This window comes from Helicobacter cholecystus (assembly GCF_003364215.1).
GTDB classification, from domain to species: domain Bacteria; phylum Campylobacterota; class Campylobacteria; order Campylobacterales; family Helicobacteraceae; genus Helicobacter_G; species Helicobacter_G cholecystus.
The window spans coordinates 1-17,325 of sequence record NZ_NXLU01000001.1; the positions used below are offsets into that span (position 1 = coordinate 1).

At 36.9% G+C, this 17,325-nt stretch carries 19 protein-coding genes; 4 read left to right on the forward strand and 15 right to left on the reverse strand.

Annotated features, from left to right (window positions below):
* A partial coding sequence (locus CQA62_RS00005; protein ID WP_147288241.1) for a hypothetical protein occupies positions 1–663 on the reverse strand: 663 nt, incomplete at its 3' end.
* A 317-nt stretch (positions 664–980) separates the two neighbouring features.
* Here CQA62_RS00005 and CQA62_RS00010 point away from each other — a divergent pair.
* Entirely contained in the window at positions 981–2,813 is a 1,833-nt protein-coding gene (locus CQA62_RS00010; protein ID WP_104723422.1) for a menaquinone biosynthesis decarboxylase, read from the forward strand.
* On the opposite strand, the gene CQA62_RS00015 is transcribed toward CQA62_RS00010, so the two are convergent.
* Positions 2,800–3,405 (reverse strand): methyltransferase family protein, encoded by a 606-nt coding sequence (locus CQA62_RS00015; RefSeq protein ID WP_104723424.1) that lies wholly within the window; start codon positions 3,403–3,405, stop codon positions 2,800–2,802. The genes CQA62_RS00010 and CQA62_RS00015 overlap by 14 nt on opposite strands.
* Positions 3,406–3,526: 121 nt before the next feature.
* Between CQA62_RS00015 and CQA62_RS00020 the strand changes: the two genes are divergently transcribed.
* Entirely contained in the window at positions 3,527–4,456 is a 930-nt protein-coding gene (locus tag CQA62_RS00020) for a ribose-phosphate pyrophosphokinase (RefSeq protein ID WP_104723426.1), read from the forward strand.
* Positions 4,457–4,480: 24 nt separating this feature from the next.
* Positions 4,481–5,650 (forward strand): type II secretion system F family protein, encoded by a 1,170-nt coding sequence (locus tag CQA62_RS00025; protein WP_104723428.1) that lies wholly within the window; start codon positions 4,481–4,483, stop codon positions 5,648–5,650.
* 1 nt (position 5,651) lies between these two features.
* Here the strand turns inward: CQA62_RS00025 and CQA62_RS00030 are convergent, their stop codons facing one another.
* From CQA62_RS00030 to CQA62_RS00070, 9 genes are all read right to left on the reverse strand, one after another.
* Entirely contained in the window at positions 5,652–6,617 is a 966-nt protein-coding gene (locus CQA62_RS00030) for an HTH domain-containing protein (protein ID WP_104723430.1), read from the reverse strand.
* A 2-nt stretch (positions 6,618–6,619) separates the two neighbouring features.
* On the reverse strand, positions 6,620–7,885 hold the full coding sequence (locus CQA62_RS00035; RefSeq protein WP_104723432.1) for a peptidase U32 family protein: 1,266 nt from the start codon (positions 7,883–7,885) through the stop codon (positions 6,620–6,622).
* Positions 7,882–8,391, reverse strand: a complete 510-nt coding sequence (locus CQA62_RS00040) for a hypothetical protein (RefSeq protein WP_104723434.1) — start codon at positions 8,389–8,391, stop codon at positions 7,882–7,884. Before CQA62_RS00040 ends, CQA62_RS00035 begins: the two co-directional genes overlap by 4 nt.
* A complete protein-coding gene (gene prfB / locus CQA62_RS00045; protein ID WP_104723436.1) occupies positions 8,388–9,479 on the reverse strand; it encodes a peptide chain release factor 2 in 1,092 nt (363 codons plus the stop codon). The genes CQA62_RS00040 and prfB overlap by 4 nt, the downstream gene beginning before the upstream one ends.
* Before the next feature lie 85 nt (positions 9,480–9,564).
* Entirely contained in the window at positions 9,565–10,062 is a 498-nt protein-coding gene (locus CQA62_RS00050; protein ID WP_104723438.1) for a flavodoxin, read from the reverse strand.
* A gap of 146 nt (positions 10,063–10,208) precedes the next feature.
* Positions 10,209–10,763 carry a 2-oxoacid:acceptor oxidoreductase family protein gene (locus tag CQA62_RS00055; protein WP_104723440.1) on the reverse strand — a complete coding sequence of 185 codons (555 nt, stop codon included), beginning with the start codon at positions 10,761–10,763 and terminating at the stop codon, positions 10,209–10,211.
* Entirely contained in the window at positions 10,760–11,578 is an 819-nt protein-coding gene (locus tag CQA62_RS00060) for a 2-oxoglutarate ferredoxin oxidoreductase subunit beta (protein WP_104723442.1), read from the reverse strand. The genes CQA62_RS00055 and CQA62_RS00060 overlap by 4 nt, the downstream gene beginning before the upstream one ends.
* Positions 11,578–12,705 carry a 2-oxoglutarate synthase subunit alpha gene (locus CQA62_RS00065; protein WP_104723444.1) on the reverse strand — a complete coding sequence of 376 codons (1,128 nt, stop codon included), beginning with the start codon at positions 12,703–12,705 and terminating at the stop codon, positions 11,578–11,580. Before CQA62_RS00065 ends, CQA62_RS00060 begins: the two co-directional genes overlap by 1 nt.
* Positions 12,702–13,013, reverse strand: coding sequence for a 4Fe-4S binding protein (locus tag CQA62_RS00070; protein ID WP_104723446.1), 312 nt, complete (start codon positions 13,011–13,013; stop codon positions 12,702–12,704). The genes CQA62_RS00065 and CQA62_RS00070 overlap by 4 nt, the downstream gene beginning before the upstream one ends.
* Before the next feature lie 262 nt (positions 13,014–13,275).
* On the opposite strand from CQA62_RS00070, the gene gltX reads away from it, so the two are divergent.
* Complete coding sequence (gene gltX, locus CQA62_RS00075) at positions 13,276–14,649, forward strand: glutamate--tRNA ligase (RefSeq protein ID WP_104723448.1); 1,374 nt, start codon at positions 13,276–13,278, stop codon at positions 14,647–14,649.
* 38 nt (positions 14,650–14,687) lie between these two features.
* On the opposite strand, the gene infA is transcribed toward gltX, so the two are convergent.
* The 4 genes from infA to rplO are packed head-to-tail and all read right to left on the reverse strand — an operon-like array spanning position 14,688 to position 17,323.
* Complete coding sequence (gene infA / locus CQA62_RS00080; protein ID WP_027326676.1) at positions 14,688–14,906, reverse strand: translation initiation factor IF-1; 219 nt, start codon at positions 14,904–14,906, stop codon at positions 14,688–14,690.
* Positions 14,893–15,669 carry a type I methionyl aminopeptidase gene (gene map / locus CQA62_RS00085; protein ID WP_104723450.1) on the reverse strand — a complete coding sequence of 259 codons (777 nt, stop codon included), beginning with the start codon at positions 15,667–15,669 and terminating at the stop codon, positions 14,893–14,895. The genes infA and map overlap by 14 nt, the downstream gene beginning before the upstream one ends.
* A complete protein-coding gene (gene secY, locus CQA62_RS00090; RefSeq protein WP_104723452.1) occupies positions 15,669–16,922 on the reverse strand; it encodes a preprotein translocase subunit SecY in 1,254 nt (417 codons plus the stop codon). Before secY ends, map begins: the two co-directional genes overlap by 1 nt.
* A complete protein-coding gene (gene rplO, locus CQA62_RS00095) occupies positions 16,922–17,323 on the reverse strand; it encodes a 50S ribosomal protein L15 (protein WP_104723455.1) in 402 nt (133 codons plus the stop codon). Before rplO ends, secY begins: the two co-directional genes overlap by 1 nt.
* Between the last annotated feature and the right edge of the window lie 2 nt (positions 17,324–17,325).

A 17,325-nucleotide genomic window follows, 5' to 3' on the forward strand; every position in this document is an offset into this window, starting at 1 on the left:
TCCTCCCAATCTTAGTTCAGCAGTTTTAGAGGAGTAATTTTGCTTATTTCCATCTGTTTTACCTGTGAAATTAAGATTTCCATAAAAAGCATAAGAAGACTCCTCTACACCAGAGAGATCCATAATGAAAGTTTTTTCATCTGTATTATTTTTGGATGTCCATTGGTCGAGTTGCAATGTTCCTCCTCCATTCTCACCCATAGCTAAACCTTGAGTTGAAACAAATATTGAGTTTTTAGGAATAGTTAACTGTTTTTTAGAGTCATCCCATACGACAGATTCTCCTGTAACATACAGTTTAAAGGTGTCTAGAGCTTGATCTGAAAACTTAAATGTAGAATAATTTTTACCATCAATAACTACTGTATCAAAGGCAATGATTGTAGAAGTGTCTAACAATTCCCCTTTAGTCATATCATCTTTGAGTTGATAAAATCCTGGAGATACTGAAGGAACAAACTTAGATGAATAGTTTGATGAAACTAACTCTATTGATGAAGGATCTTTAGTTTGCAACTCTAGCACTTTTGCAAGATTGCTGACTGTCTCATCAGCAATTGCAACGCTGCAAAACAATGAGCTTAACCCAATGCTACGAGTAGTGCAGAAGATTTTTCTCCAAGAAGATTTACTTACTTTATCCTTTAAAGTGATGCTTTTCATTTTGTCTCCATTTTGTTTGTAAAAGAATCTTTTACTTTTATTTATCTTAACTTATTAATTTAAATTAAGATTAGACCATTATATCTGAAATCTTTTAGGGGGGGGGGGATAAATATTAAAAATATAAAAATAATAAATATAAGTATTTATTAAGTATTTCTTGTCATGATAAAATTAAAGAGACATTACTTCCTCTCTTTTTAGCGTCTATTCTCATCATCTTTTTTCCCTATTATTTTATAAGGTTTTAACTTAAGAATAAGCTTTGGTTATAATTCTAGTCTTTAAAGATTATTAATTTCATACAAAGGGTAAAAATGCAAAATTTCATCAACCTCGCCCAAAAACATAATCTACTCAAAGTCATTGACACTCCACTTGATATTGATCTAGAAATCGCCCACCTCTCCTATATTGAAGTTAAAAAACAAAATCCCCAAGCCCTTCTCTTCACTCATCCTAAAAGAGGAAATAAAAGCTTTACAACCCCAGTCTTAACAAATATTTTTGGTTCTTTTAAGCTCCTTGATCTGATTGTGGGAAAAGAGATTGAAGAGATTGCACATAGAATTGAAAATCTCCTTAAACTCTCTCCTCCAAAAACCCTTGGGGATAAAATCATCAAAGCCAAAGAGCTTTTTTCCCTTAGACATGCATTTCCTAAGATCCTTCGCACTAAAGGAGAGTGCCAAGAAATTATCAATCTTAATCCCTCCCTTCTAGAACTTCCAGCTCTTAAGACTTGGGAGAGAGATGGGGGAGCATTCATTACAATGGGGCAAGTTTATACCCAAAGTCTTAAAGGAGAAGTGAAAAATCTAGGAATGTATCGCTTGCAAATCTTTGATGATACTCACCTAGCTTTGCATTGGCAAATCCACAAAGACTCCAATCACTTCTTCCATGAGTATCAAAAAGCGGGAGTAAAAATGCCTGTAAGCATTGCACTGGGTGGGGATCCACTCTATACTTGGTGTGGACAAGCTCCAATGCCCTATGGTGCATTTGAGTTAATGCTCTATGGAATGATTCGCTCCAAAAAGGTTAAACTTGTTAAATCTATCACTAATCCCATTATGATCCCTTCTGATGTAGATTTTGTCATTGAGGGATGGGTAGATCCTAGTAAAATGGAGCTTGAAGGACCTTTTGGAGACCATACTGGATACTATACGCCTATTGAGCCCTATCCTGTATTAGAAGTTAGCGCAATCACTCACAAACGCTCTGCCATATTCCCTGCTACTGTTGTAGGTAAGCCTCCACTAGAAGATAAATATATGGGCTATCTTACTGAACGACTCTTTCTCCCTATACTCAAAACTACAGCTCATGGACTGCTTGATTATCATATGCCAGAAAATGGGGTTTTTCATAATCTTATCCTTGCTCAAATCTCTCCAAACTATCCCGCCCACTCTCAACAAATTATGCATGCTTTTTGGGGTGTGGGTCAAATGAGTTTTGTCAAACATGCAATCTTTGTGAATGCTTCCTCTCCTAAACTCACAGATTATCAAGCCCTCACCACTCACATTCTCAATCGCTTCCACCCTAGTAAAATCCTTATTACTGAGGGGATTTGCGATGCGCTCGATCACTCCTCACCAAAATATGCACAAGGGGGGAAACTTGGGCTTGATGTGAGTGGAGATGAAGTGAGAAATGAAGATTTTGTGCTTTTAAGCGATGAGGAATTATTTAAAAAAATTAAAGCCCTTATGCCAGAAGCAGAGCTCTTGCGTCAATACTTTACTCACACCCACCATCCCATTACTTTACTTGGAGTGCAAAAAGATTCCCACTCTTTGCTCCCCTCTTTCCATGCTCTTGCTCCACTACAAAAGCATCTAAGCATTCTTATTGCTCTTGATGCACATAAGAATGATTTGGATAATCCCTATATGATTGTTTGGAGAGTTGCAAATAATATTGATGCCAAAAGAGATATTGTGATCTTAGAAAATCTTGTATGCATTGATGCTACAGATAAAGGAGAATGTGATGGCTATACAAGAGAGTGGCCATTAGAAACTGATTGTAATTCTGAAGTTATTTCTTCTTTAAGAGAGAGGGGCTTACTTGATGTGAATGATGAGTTTTTACACCACTTTCACATCACAGGCTCAAGCCAAACTAAAGCACACTGATAAAATAAGGCAGAATGCCTTGAGTGTGCAAAAGAGAGATAATATAAATTAACGCTCCCATTCCTACCCATACAAGCGCACGTTTCATCTCTACATGATAGAAATGCACCAAGATTGTAAGTTTTTGAGGATATGTAAAGTTTTTGATACGAGTATCGGGAAAAAATCGAGGGACATCTTTGAGGAATTGGCGATAACTCTCCCCATAAAGCCCCTCAAGATAAGTTTCTTCATCTCTGATTGTTACACGATAGGCTAAAAGATAAGCAATGATTCCTACAATCAAAAAACTCAGTTGTGCTTTAATCAAAAGCAAACCAATAAATCCAATGAAAGAAAAAAGATATAAAGGATTTCGACAAATTCCATATACTCCTTCTTTAACAAAACTATTGCCATCACTTCCCCTATTTTTCATTCCACCAATATACAAAGTGGCATAAAGTCGGCCTAAAACTCCCACCATAATCAAACAAAATCCCCCCACAAGCATAAGATTTTGAACAATTTGAGGCAATGCACTTTGACTAAAAATCACCCAAATGGCAAAAAATGATCCAATAATGTATTGCACAATCATGCGTTTTGTCATTGATTTTCCTTACATAATGATTTTTTAAAAATTCTAGCAGGTTTATCTTGGATAAAAATATGTTTTAAGCATTTTCTAGTAAGTTATAATTTTATTTTAACTCTAAGCTCAAAGGAAAAATATGAGAGGCTATAAGATTTTTACAGGAACTGCCTACCCTGATTTTGCACAAGAGGTTGCACGTTTTTTGGATGTGCCTGTTGCAAATGCGATTGTTGGAAAGTTTAGCGATGGTGAAATCAATGTACAAATCAGTGAATCTGTGCGTGGGAAAGATACTTTTATCATTCAACCCACTTGTGCACCCACAAATGACAATCTTATGGAATTACTGATTATGGCAGATGCATTTAAACGAAGTTCTGCACGCACAATTAATGCAATCATCCCCTACTTTGGCTATGCAAGACAAGATAGAAAAGCAGCTCCAAGAGTGCCTATCACTGCTAAGCTTGTAGCCAATCTAATGGAAACTGCAGGGATTAATCGAATTGTAACAATGGATTTGCATGCAGGACAAATTCAGGGATTTTTTGATGTGCCTGTAGATAATCTCTATGGCTCTATCATTTTCCGTGACTACATTAAACAAAAAAATCTTCCCAATCCAATCATTGCCTCTCCTGATATTGGCGGAGTATCACGTGCAAGATATTTTGCTGATCAATTAGGATTTGATCTTGTCATTGTAGATAAAAAAAGAGAAAAAGCAAATATCAGCGAAGTGATGAATATCATTGGTGATGTCAATGGAAAAGATGTAATCCTTGTAGATGATATGATTGATACCGCAGGGACAATGTGTAAGGCCGCAGATGTGCTAAAAAAACATGGAGCAAAAAGTGTAATGGCACTCGGCACTCATCCTGTTTTAAGCGGTGGGGCAATTCAAAGAATTCAAGAGAGTGTGCTCGATGAAGTTGTCATGAGTAATACCATCCCTTTAACACAAACCTGTTCTAAAATCAAAATCCTTAGTGTTGCTCCACTTTTTGCTGAAGTGATTCGCAGGATTAATAATGATGAGAGTGTTAATTCTCTCTTTATCTAATTCTCCCCTCTTTGGGGAAAAATCATGAGATATAAAATCAAATATCTTCAAGCCAATCAACTTAAAGAAACTACACTCAAAGCCCAATCTCCTCAAGAAGCCAAAGATATTCTTATCGCACAAGGCTATATTCCTCTTGAAATTCAAGAACTCCCTACTCTTACAAATCTTTTGCCTATTTCCTCAAAAGAAATCATTGCTTCACTTTGGCAACTCTCCTTAATGATTTCAGCCTCAATTCCGCTCTCTCAATCCCTTAATCTTCTTAAAGACCATTGTCCCAATGCAAAACTTAAAAGGATCTTTGCCTCTATTGAAAATTCTGTAGAGAATGGAGTGAGTTTACCTGAGGCTTTTGCTCCTTATGTGCATATTTTTGGAGATCTCTCTTTAGCGATGATTAGCTCAGGGAGTAAAAGTGGCAATCTTTCTCATACCCTAAAACTTCTAATTAATGAGCTTAAAATCAAAGAGAAAAATCAAAAAGCAATCAAAAAGGCTTTGTTTTATCCAAGTATTGTTTTATTTTCAACCTTAGCCTGTTTTGCATTTGTGCTTATTTTTGTTCTTCCTAATTTTGCACAAATCTTTGCTCAAAACTCTATTTCCCTCCCCCTAAGCACACGCTTTCTTTTTGCACTCTCACATTTTTTCTCTCAATATTCTCTTTCTTTCTTCTTGGCTGTTTTAGGAGGGGTGGGGATGTTCATCTTGTGGATCAAGTCTAAGAAAGGACGGGCGCAAGATTTGCTTCTTGCCCTGCCTTATATTGGAGAGATTTTTAAATCTTCCTACATTCAACGTTATTGTCTTTCTCTAGAGATTCTTCTTAACTCAGGAATTCCACTTTTACAATCTCACATCATCGCTCAAAGCTCTTTTTCATCTTCTAAAATCTCTAATGCCCTCTGCCTTACTCAAGAAGCTTTAAAAAATGGAAAATCTCTCTGTGCATCTCTAAAAGAAAGTAAGCTTTTCACCCCTCTTGATCTTGCTTTGCTCCAAATCGCCCAGCATAGCGGAAAAGTAGAAGAAATCCTAAATATCCTCTCTAAAGAATATGCAGAAAAAATGCAAGAGAGGATTGAGAAAATCATCGCTGTGCTTGAGCCATTGCTCACTCTCTTGCTCGGTGGCTTTATTTTACTTTTGGCACTGGGAATCTTTGTGCCTATTTGGGAAATGGGCGCATAGATTAAAGAATTTTTTTGAGCTTGAGGTATTGCTCCATTTTCTCATCATCAAGGACTTTGTCATAATCTTTTTGAATAATATATTCAGCATTGGCGACTTTAATATTTGCATTAATACTTTCAATAAATTTTTTAAAATCAGGATTCTCTTCTACAAGCAAATCCATTGTTTTAAAATCTAAAATCTCTTTTTCTTCTGCAGGAATTAAAATTTCAGAAGCAAGCAAATCTTGGGAGTTGAGTTTAATCACTCCAATTCCAAAAGCATTATTTAATCGCCAAAGCTCATTGATAAACTCTTTACTCTCATTCACTTCCAAAACGACTAAATACCCCTCATTTGCCCAGCTTGAATTGCTCACTGCTTGAAAATAGCACTCTCTAAGATTTGAAAAATCTAATGAAATTTTCAACTCAAAACTATAGAGTTCATAAGGAGTTTGACTAAAATTTTGCAGAAGATCTAACGTCTCTCTCTGAAATCCAAAGGGATAATGCACCCCTACAATATCAGGGTGTATCCATCGATTTTTTCCACCCTTTGCCCTTTTGCTTGATTCATGAAAAATTGTTTTACAGTAGAGATTAAATTCTTCACTCTCTCGCATAAACTTCACAAGTAAAGGGTGCAAATCTCTCTCATCAAACTCATATTTTCTTGCTCTTTCTTTATTTTCCTCTTGGGCTTGGATATTCTTCTGCACCTCTTGAGAATCTAGCTCTTGCCTCCTTGATTTAAGCCAAAATTTTGTGGGTTTTTTTGAGGAAATATAAAAAATGGAATCTATGTTTTTAATATTATTGTATAGCATTGCACCTAATGAATTTTGCGGGGTTTTACCCTCACTGCCTAATTTTTGATCCAATCCCTTTTCTTTTGCAAAATCCCATAATTCATCAGGTGTCATAGGAAAATCTGCTCTCTGGAGTGCTTCTTTTGCCAAGTCAAAAAATGTGTATTTTCTCATTCCTATACAATCTCCTCTCTAAAAAAACTAAAAGCTGGGAGTTTTGCAGGGAGTTTAAAACGATTGATATTTCCACTATGAATTTCGCTAAGCTCCTTGCCATTTTCAAGCTCAATCTTTTTAAAACTAATAAGATATTTATCATTATGTTTAACAATCACGCCAATTTCATTATTTACACAAACAATCTCTTCTCTCTTAGGGGCAATGATCTCTTTATATTCTCCTAGCCTAATCGTATGGCGACATACACACCATTCTCCACACTCACTCACCTCTGCATTGACTTGATAACTCCCCTCACTGATAGCTGTTTTATGGTTTTGGGTATTGAGCTTTTCATGGGGACGATGGATAATATAGCCATCAGTGAATCCACGATTTTTTAGAGTATTGAGCTCTTGTTGGTATTTGGGCGCACGATATTCTCCAGCATAATAATCATCAATTGCCTCACGATAGGCACGTGCTGTAATTCCTGCATAATAATTGCTTTTGGTTCTACCCTCAATTTTAAGTGCATCAATTCCTCCACTCTTAAGAATCTCATCAAGATGAGAGGCAAGATTAAGATCTTTGGCATTAAAAATATGTGTTCCTACCCCCTCTTCTTCGTGCAACCTCATCATCACCCCATTATCAGGATTTCTCACATAATATTCATAATCAAATCTGCAATCATTTGCACAACTTCCACGATTGGGGACTCTACCATTTTGTAAAGCAGAGATTAAACAACGTCCCGAGAAAGCAAAACACATGCTTCCATGCACAAAAATTTCAAGTTCAAGATCTGGAAGATGCTTTTTAATTTCAACAGCATCTGAGAGGCTAAGCTCTCGTGCTGCTACAATTCTCTTTACTCCTAGCTCATAAAACACCTCAGCATCTAAAACATTAAGCACATTGGCTTGTGTGGAGAGATGGATAGGAATATGAGGGGCAAGCTTTCTTGCTAATCGCACTACTCCTGGAGTTGCAATAATAAAGGCATCAGGAGAAAGCTCTGCCATTTTGAGAATATGATTTTCTAAGAGTTTGAGTTGGGAATTAAAGGGGAAACCATTGATTGTGGCATACACTTTTTTTCCTCTTGCATGTGCATACTCAATCCCTTCCTTAAAACTCTCTAAATTAAATTCCTTTCCCGCACGATTCCTAAGAGAGAAATGTGATACCCCTCCATACACTGCATCTGCCCCATAATTAATAGCGATTTTAAGCTTTGTAAGATTTCCTGCTGGAGAGAGAAGCTCAACCTTGTTCATTTTACCCCCTTTAAATAAAAATGATGTTTGAGACTCTGCAAACTCTGTGCATCAATCTCTTGGATACCTGCATTTTGATTGTTTGCTGTTGTTTGAATAAAATCCTCTATCTTCTCGCCCAAAAGCATATCCAAACACCCAATCACACTTTTTAAAAGCAAAGAAGCCTTAGCAATCCCCTCTTGTTCTTGGCTTGTATTAGCACTGACTTCAAGAATTTCAAGTCCTCTTTCACTTAACTGTGTAAGAGCAAGAGAATGTAGAAGTGCCTCTTGAATTTGATCTTTTGAGCTCTTAAAAATTTCAAATTCTGGATTTTGCTCACTGACAATTTTCATAACTTGGGCTTGCTCTTTAAGACATTGTTGCACAAAAGTATTTCTTCCCTGCATTTGAGTCATAACAGAACAAAGCTTCTCAATACGCTCCAACATCTCTACACTATAAGTTTTTGCCTCTTTAATGAGTTCTAAAATTTCTTGAATCTGTGGAAGTTGGGGACTCATTGCACTGCTCCACTCACCAAAACCCCCTCAATCATTTCATCTAAATCCCCATCTAAAATTGCATCAACATTACTATAGGCTAGATTGCTTCTAGAATCTTTGACTTGCTGATAAGGAGCTAGGACATAACTTCGAATCTGATGTCCCCATCCAATTTCACTTTTTTCTTGCAAAGAGGCTGAAGCATTTTGCTTTTCTTTCTCTAATTCATAGAGTTTGCTTTTTAGCATTTTCATCGCTGTGGCCTTATTTTTGTGCTGACTGCGATCATTTTGACACTGCACCACAATGCCTGTAGGGATATGGGTGATACGGATTGCAGATTCGGTTTTATTCACATGCTGTCCCCCAGCTCCACTGGCTCGATAGGTATCAATTCTAATATCTTTCTCTTCAATCACAATATCAATATCATCATCAAGCTCAGGACTAACTTGCACACTTGAAAAACTTGTGTGTCGCTTAGCATTGGCGTCAAAGGGTGAAATTCTCACAAGACGATGCACTCCATTCTCACTCTTCATATATCCATATGCATTCTCTCCCTTAATGATAAATGCCACACCTTTAATCCCTGCCTCTTCACCATCTTGATAATCAAGTAACTCAACCTTAAATCCTCTTCTCTCAGCCCATCTCAGATACATTCTATAAAGAATACTTCCCCAATCTTGACTTTCAGTTCCTCCAGCTCCTGGTTGAATTGTAATAATTGCATTAGCTCCATCATTCTCCCCACTGAGCATGACTTCAATCTCTACTTTTTTAATCACCCCCTCAAGCTTAGGACTTTCAGAAAAAAGTTGCTCTTTTAAACTTTCATCTTCTTGGGCAATTTCAAACAACTCTTTTGCATCATCAAGCATTCCCCTAGCATGATGATAAGTTTGCAAAAGTCTTGTAAGTCTTGATTTCTCTTTCCCTACTTCTCCTGCCTTTTTTGCATCATTCCAAAAGTTAGGATCTTGCTCTATTGCCTCAATCTCATTAAGCTGGGCTTGAATATTATGGGGCTTTATAATTTTTTCAATATTATTACATTTGTTATCAAGTTCTTTAAGAAGTTCTGAGTATTCATAATTATCCATAAGATTCCTAAAATTTAATTTTTAGGAATTCTAGCAAAAGATGCTCTTTTTGCAGATTTTCACCCCCTCTTTTTTCTTATGGCAATTAAATAAATTCGCCCTTAATTTGTTTTACCCAAGCCTTAATTCTTCCCTCTGTTAGCTCACTTTGATTTTCTTCATCAATAGCAAGTCCTAAAAACTCTCCTTCATCAACAGATAAACTCTCATCATAGATATACCCTTCAGCATTTACTCTTCCCACAATTTTGGCACTTTTAACCTTTTCATAGAGATGGTAAATACTATCGCAAAATGTATCTGAGTAACTGTCCCCATCTCCTACCCCCACTAGAGCAATAACCTTAGAGGCAAAATCACTTTCATTAAAATTTTTAAAAGCCTTTTCCCAATCATCTTGCAAATCTCCACTTCCATAAGTTGCACTTGCTAAAATAAGGTTGTCAAACCCTAAAATCTGCTCCTTACTTGCCCCTGACACATCAAAAACTTCTGCCTCATCCCCAATCTCTTGGGCAATCTTTTGGCAAACCTCTTTAGTATTTCCACTCTCACTTCCATAAAAAATTCCAACTTTTTTCATTTTTTTCCTTTCTTCAATAATTTGCTTTTGCAAGTAAGCGTATATCCAAAATATGATTTATTTTTTATTAATTTAAATGAAAATTTAAGGTTATTTAATCTGAGAAAGTTTTATGAATACACAAATCAATAAAAAGAGCAAGAGCCCTAGCGACTCCTTGCTCTTTTGGCATATTCTTCTCCAATTTCAAAGGCTTTTTTATTGATTTCAAGCACCTTGCTTGGCACTTTCTTTTGCATCACACAAAAGACCAAATCCCTATCCATACATTCTGAAAGTTCTACACTTACCCCCAAAGCAACAACAGATTGAGTCACAACATTTCCAACTTCATTTTTAGCAATAGAGATGATAGGAATTTCAATGATTTTGTACTTTTGCCTATCCTCCTCACCCACTCTAACAAGATTGCTATCAATAACAATAATCCCCCCTTCCTTAATCCCACTTTTAAAAAGATCAAATCCTATTTGGGCTGTAGAGAGCATAAAATCAATACTTCCCTCTGTGGCATAGGGATAGAGAATGGGTTCATTATCTAAGAGAATATCCACCTTTGTTGGACCTCCACGCACTTGACTTGTATAGCTTGCGGCCTTAATTCCATAGCCCCCACTTTCAATCTTAGCCTCTGCTAGGATTTCTCCAGCAAGCAATACCCCCTGTCCCCCTACTCCACTAAATCTTAGTTGCTTTCTCATCTGCTCCCCCTTGCTTTCTCTCTAATGCCCTCATAAGCCTTGGTATATTCCATCCTGTTATCTTGATGCAAGATACCTGTAGGAAATTTTCCTACCCTCTCCTCAGATGAAAGAGTGTCAAATTTTGCTTTTGATACAGTTAGGCTATCAATCCAATTAAGACATTCAATGGCTTCCCCCATTTTATTTTTGCGTCCAAGATTAATATGACAATTACTAAAAATCTCCATAAAACTAAAACCCTCATGAGCAAACCCTTGTGCAAAAATCTTTTCCATCTTCTTTGGATCAAGCACACTTTCTCTTGCCACAAAAGAAGCCCCTGCACTTAAGGCAAGTGAGCAAGCATCAAAGTTTGGATCAATATTGCCATATTGTGCCGTAGCAGTCCAAAATCCTTGAGGCGTTGTGGGTGAAGTTTGAGAATTTGTTAAGCCATAGATAAAATTATTCACAAGTACAAGATTAAGATCAATATTCCTTCTGCATGCATGGATTGTATGATTCCCGCCGATTGCCAAAGCATCTCCATCGCCACAAACCACAATCACTTTTTTACTTGGATTTGCGAGTTTAATCCCACTTGCATATGCTAATGCCCTTCCATGCGTAGTATGAACAGTATTACAATTAATATAAGAACTCATTCTTCCACTGCATCCAATACCACTGACCACACATACATCTTTCATATTCCAACTATTATGAGCAATTGCTCTAATGATCGCTTTTAAAATCACACCATCACCACAGCCCCAACACCAAAGTGTGGGCATTTTGTCCATTCTTAAATACGGGCTATAATCAAATGCCATTATTTCTCTCCTAATACTTCTAAAACTTTTTCTTTCATTACAAGTGGATCAATAGGACGTCCATCAGATTGTCCAATAAACTCTACTTCTCTCCCTAATGCAAGCTCAATTTCTTTAACATACTGCCCACTATTAAGCTCAATAACAATCACTCTCTTCCCCTCTAAAAGGGCTTTAAGCTTTTCTTTTGCAACAGGATAAAGAAGTTTTGGAGAAAGAATTCCTACTTTCACTCCATCTTTTCTTAAAGCCTCAAGTGCTTCCATTGCTGAGAGATAGACTGAGCCATAGACAACAATCACACTCTGTGCATCCTCAAATTCAGCGATACTATAGTCAAAAAATTCTTCAGCTCTACTTTGTATTTTTCCCAGTAAGCGATCAATCAGGGCCTGAGAGAGAGCCTTATCCTCTGTGGGGAATCCCGCTCTACCATGATGAAGACCCGTAATATGATAATAATAACCTTGAAAAAATGGATTAAGAACTGCGGGAGAGTTTTCTTCTACACCATAAGGGAAATATTCGCAAGGATCTCCACTAAATCTTGCACGATTCATAATCTTTAATTCACTCACTTCGGGCAAAAGGACTTTTCCATACATATGCCCAATAGTTTCATCAAGCATCAAAAATACAGGTGTCATCAACTCTTCAGCAAGATTAAATGCCTCAATGGTTTTAAGATAAATCTCCTCTAAATTTGAGGGGGTAATCACAACAGCTTGAAAATCTCCATGTGTTGGATGTTTAAGAAATTCTACATCCCCTTGAGAAACACGAGTGGGAAGTCCTGTTGAGGGTCCACCACGCATCACATCCACAATCACTAATGGAATCTCAGCCATAAAACCATAGCCAATTTGCTCACTTTTAAGAGAAAGTCCTGGCCCTGAACTTGCAGTCATTGCCTTAACCCCACTCATTGAAGCACCCAATGCTACACAAATTCCACCAATTTCATCTTCCATTTGGATAAAAGTCCCTTCATTTTGAGGAAGCAAAATACTCATTTGATGAGCAATTTCACTTGAAGGGGTGATGGGATAGCCTCCAAAAAATTTGCATCCCGCATCAATTGCGGCAATTGCTACAAGCTCATTCCCATTAATGATCAATTCTCTCATGCTTTTTCTCCTTGGGGCAATACATAATTATTATTTTTAATTCTCTTTCCTCGCTCTTGGGCTTCAAAGCTAATTTTTGCAAAACTGTATTCCCCCTTCTCTGCAACAAAAATTGCAAAATCAGGGCAGTGCAGCTCACACTCCCTACATCCAATACAGCTATGAGGAAAGCTCACCTCAGCGACTTTCCCTAAAACTTTATGAGCATCTAATCTCATTGATAATACCCCTGCAGGACAAAGAGAAACACAAATATCACAACCCTTGCACCTCTCCTCTTCAACCCATACAGGAACCTTGTCCTCCATAATAACCCTCCTAAAAAATAAAATTTATCAATTATGATAGTATATCTTTACTTTAAACTTTAAAAACCAAGACATCAACTATCTATAAAATTACACAAAATCTCATTTTACTCAAAGCTTATTTAACCCTCTCTTTTTTCTCTATAATTTATCAATACCCTATCAATGATCTTAAGAACTCTCTTCTTTTCTTATAAAGAATAAGCAAAGCAAGTGGGGGTTTGAGCTACAATAATATAAAACTTTTTATCAAGGAAATGTTATGAGCGTTGTAACACGATTTGCCCCCTCTCCTACAGGATATCTCCATATTGGAGGATTAAGAACTGCATTATTTAATTATCTTTATGCCAAAAAAGAAGGGGGTAAGTTTTTACTCAGAATTGAAGATACAGATTTACAAAGAAACTCTCAAGAGGCTGCCAATGCTATTATCAAAGCATTCCAATGGTGTGAAATGCATCATGATGGTGAAGTCATCTATCAAAGTCAAAGATTTCCGCTTTATAAAGAATATATTCAAAAGCTTCTTGATGAAGATAAAGCTTATTACTGCTATATGACAAAAGAAGAGTTGGATGCACTAAGAGAAGAACAAAGAGCCAATAAACTCCCTCCACGCTATGATAATCGCTATAGAGATTTTAAAGGAATTCCACCCAAAGGTGTGCAACCTGTAGTGAGGATTAAAGCACCTCTTGAAGGAAGCATTATTTTTGAAGATGGGGTAAAGGGGAGAATTGAAATTGCTGCAAAAGAGATTGATGACTTTATTATTGCAAGAAGCGATGGAAGCCCAACATATAACTTTGTTGTAGCCATTGATGATGCTCTTATGGGAGTGACTGATATTATCAGGGGAGATGATCATACAACAAATACTTCTAAGCAAATTGTAGTTTATGAGGCGCTAGGGTTTAAAGTGCCAAAATTTTTCCATGTGCCCATGATCCTAAATCCCGATGGCAAGAAGCTTAGCAAACGTGATGGGGCTACAGATGTTATGGAATATAAAACAATGGGCTATTTGCATGAAGCCTTACTAAATTTTCTTGTTCGCTTGGGGTGGAGCAGTGGAGATAAGGAGATTTTCTCCATGGAAGAAATGATTACTCTTTTCTCACCCAATCATCTCAATAGTTCTGCAAGTTGTTATAACCAATCCAAACTTGATTGGCTTAATAACCACTATATTAGAGAGATGGATAATTCCAAACTCAAAGCAATGCTCAAAGACTTTGGCTCTGAAGTAAACTTGGAAGGAGAAAAGCTTGAAGTTTTATTTCAAGCACTTAAGGAAAGAAATTATACACTTGTAAGTTTTGCAAAAGGAGTAGAAGAGGTATTGAATGCTCCAGAGAAATATGATGAAAAAATGTATACAAAACTCAGCCAAAACAGCAAAGAGAACCTCTCTAAATTTATTGCAACTCTAAGTGAGGGTTTAAGTGTAAGTGAGTATGAGGCAAAGAGCAAGGAGTTTATGAGCAAGCATTCTCTTAAACCTGCAGACTTTCTCCAACCCCTCCGTTTAGCAATTCTTGGAAAAGGTGGAGGAATTGGAATGGCTGAGTGTATTTTTGTTCTTGGGGTTAAAGAATGTGCCAAAAGAATTGAGACGCTTATAACAAAATAAAAAAAGACAAACCCTCAAAAGGGTTTAGGGGGAGGGGGTTATTTATATCTAAATGTGATTCTGCCTTTATCTAGACTATAGGGTGTAAGTTCGATCTTAACACGATCTCCAAGTAAAATCTTGATATAGTGCATTCTCATCTTCCCAGCAATATGGCAAAGTACAACATGCCCATTATCTAGCTCAACTCTAAAGGTTGCATTAGGCAGCACCTCAATCACCTTCCCATCAATTTCAATGACATCATCTTTTGCCATTCTCATCCTCCTTTGACAAAATTTCTGCTTTACCACCCACAATAGCAACTGTATGTTCATAATGACTTGTATTTAATCCATCTTCTGACACGACCGACCAAGCATCAGCCAAAATCCTAGGTTTTCCGCTTCTTTGGCAGATCATTGGTTCAATGCAAAACACCATTCCTTCTTTAATCTTTGGCCCCTGTTTTGCACTTCCATATTTAAGATAATTAGGGATTTGAGGATCTTCGTGGGGCTTCCTTCCAATCCCATGACCACAAAAATCTTCCAAGGGGACATATCCATATCCCTCAATGAGTTCTTGCAAAATGACACTGAGTTCTTTAAAATGCATTCCTACCCTAATGCTCTCAATCCCTTCAAACAAAACATTACGCGAACAATCAATTAAGGCTTGGTCAGAATGAGAGATTTTTCCTACACCTGCCGTAATTGCAGCATCACCAAACCAACCATCTTTTTCCACTCCAATATCAATCCCTAAAATATCTCCCTCTTGGAGCTTATAATCTGTGGGAATTCCATGGATGATCACTGAATTAAGAGATAAACAAGCAGAATTAGGAAAACCATAAAGCCCCTTAAAGGCTGGGCGAGCACCTTGAGAGAGGATAAAATCTTCAACCATTTTATCGATCTCTAAAAGTGAGATTCCAACTTTTAAAGAACGTTTTGCTAAACTCAAAGCTTCAGCGACAATACGATTAGAGGCACGTAAAGAATCAATCTCGCGTGCATTTCGTGTTGCAATTGCCATTAAAGTCCAGTTGCGCTTAAAGTTTTATAGCGACTCATATACACTTGTGCTTCAATCTTTCTCATTGTATCTATTGCAACTTGCACAACAATCAATACTGCAGTTCCTCCAAAATAAAAAGGTACTCCCATTCCTTTAAGTAAGATCCAAGGCAATGTAGAAATGACTGCAAGATACAATGCTCCCCAAAATGTAAGATTATTTGCAACCTGATTAAGAAAACTCACTGTTCCCTCACCTGGCCTAAGACCGGGAATAAAACCTCCCTGCTTTTTAAGATTTTCAGCAATATCTTTTGAATTAAAAACAATGGAAGCATAAAAATATGCAAAGAAAATAATAAATACAAACATTAAAACATTGTAGAGGTACCCACTAGGATTAATCCAATCTGCAATTTGAAGCAAATAGGGATTGCTCGAACTTTGCAAAACCGTTGAGGGGAAGACAAGCAATGCAGAAGCAAAAATTGAGGGGATCACCCCACTTAAGTTCACTTTAATAGGAATGTAATTGACAATTCTCTTATTTTGATTTTGCATCACCACTTTTCTTGCATAAGAAACAGGAATTCTTCTCTCTGCTAATTCCATATACAAAATCACAAACACAGTAGCCAAAATCAACACAGCAATAACAATAAGTTTGAGAATATTAAGTTCTCCAGTATTGACAAGCTCAAATGTTTTTGCAATTGAAGAAGGAATTGCTGAAACAATTCCTGCAAAAATAATCAAACTCACCCCATTTCCTACACCTCTTTGGGTAATCTGCTCACCAATCCAAAGTAAAAGCATCGTTCCTGCAAGCATCGAGAAGGCAGAAATCAATACAAAGTGCGTCATATCAATCATAATTGCACCATTATCATTAAGACTTCGTAATCCAAAGCTTACACTTACAGCCTGAATGAGGGTAATTACAATTGTTGCATACTTAATAATTTGAGTGTATTTTTGAATCCCATCTCTCTCTTTCTTAAGCTTTCCTAAAGAAGGAAAGGTCGCAGCCAAAAGCTCCATAATAATAGAAGCGGTAATATAGGGCATCACTCCCAAAGAAATGATACTAAAACGCTCTACCGCATTTCCACTAAACATATTAAATAAACCCAGAGCATTATTTGCATTTTGATCTAAAAATCTTTTGATTTCAAGGAGATCTACTCCTGGCACAGGAATATATGCCAAAAGTCGATACAAGAAGATAAAAAGAAGGGTGATTAAAATTTTATCTACAATCTTTTTATTCATTATTTAGCCTTGGTCGCCTTCACTCTCTCATCTTTGATTTTAGATACCAAAGTATTTGCCTTGCTTCCAATCAGTTTTACACTCTTGATATAAAGAGGAAATCCATAAACTTCACGCAATGATTCTAAAGAAATTTCAGCAATTTTACTGACTGCCTCACTTTTATCAACATTGATAATATAAGGCTTTTGAACTCTTGATTTAAAGCCAACTTTAGGCAATCTTCTTTGAAGGGGTTGTTGGCCTCCTTCAAATCCTCTTTTTGCCTTATAACCAGTTCTTGCTGTTTGTCCTTTACCGCCACGAGTAGAAGTTTTTCCCATACCACTTCCTTGACCTCGTCCAACACGCTTGATATCACGTGTGCTTCCAATGGCAGGCTTAATTTGTTCTAATGCCATTT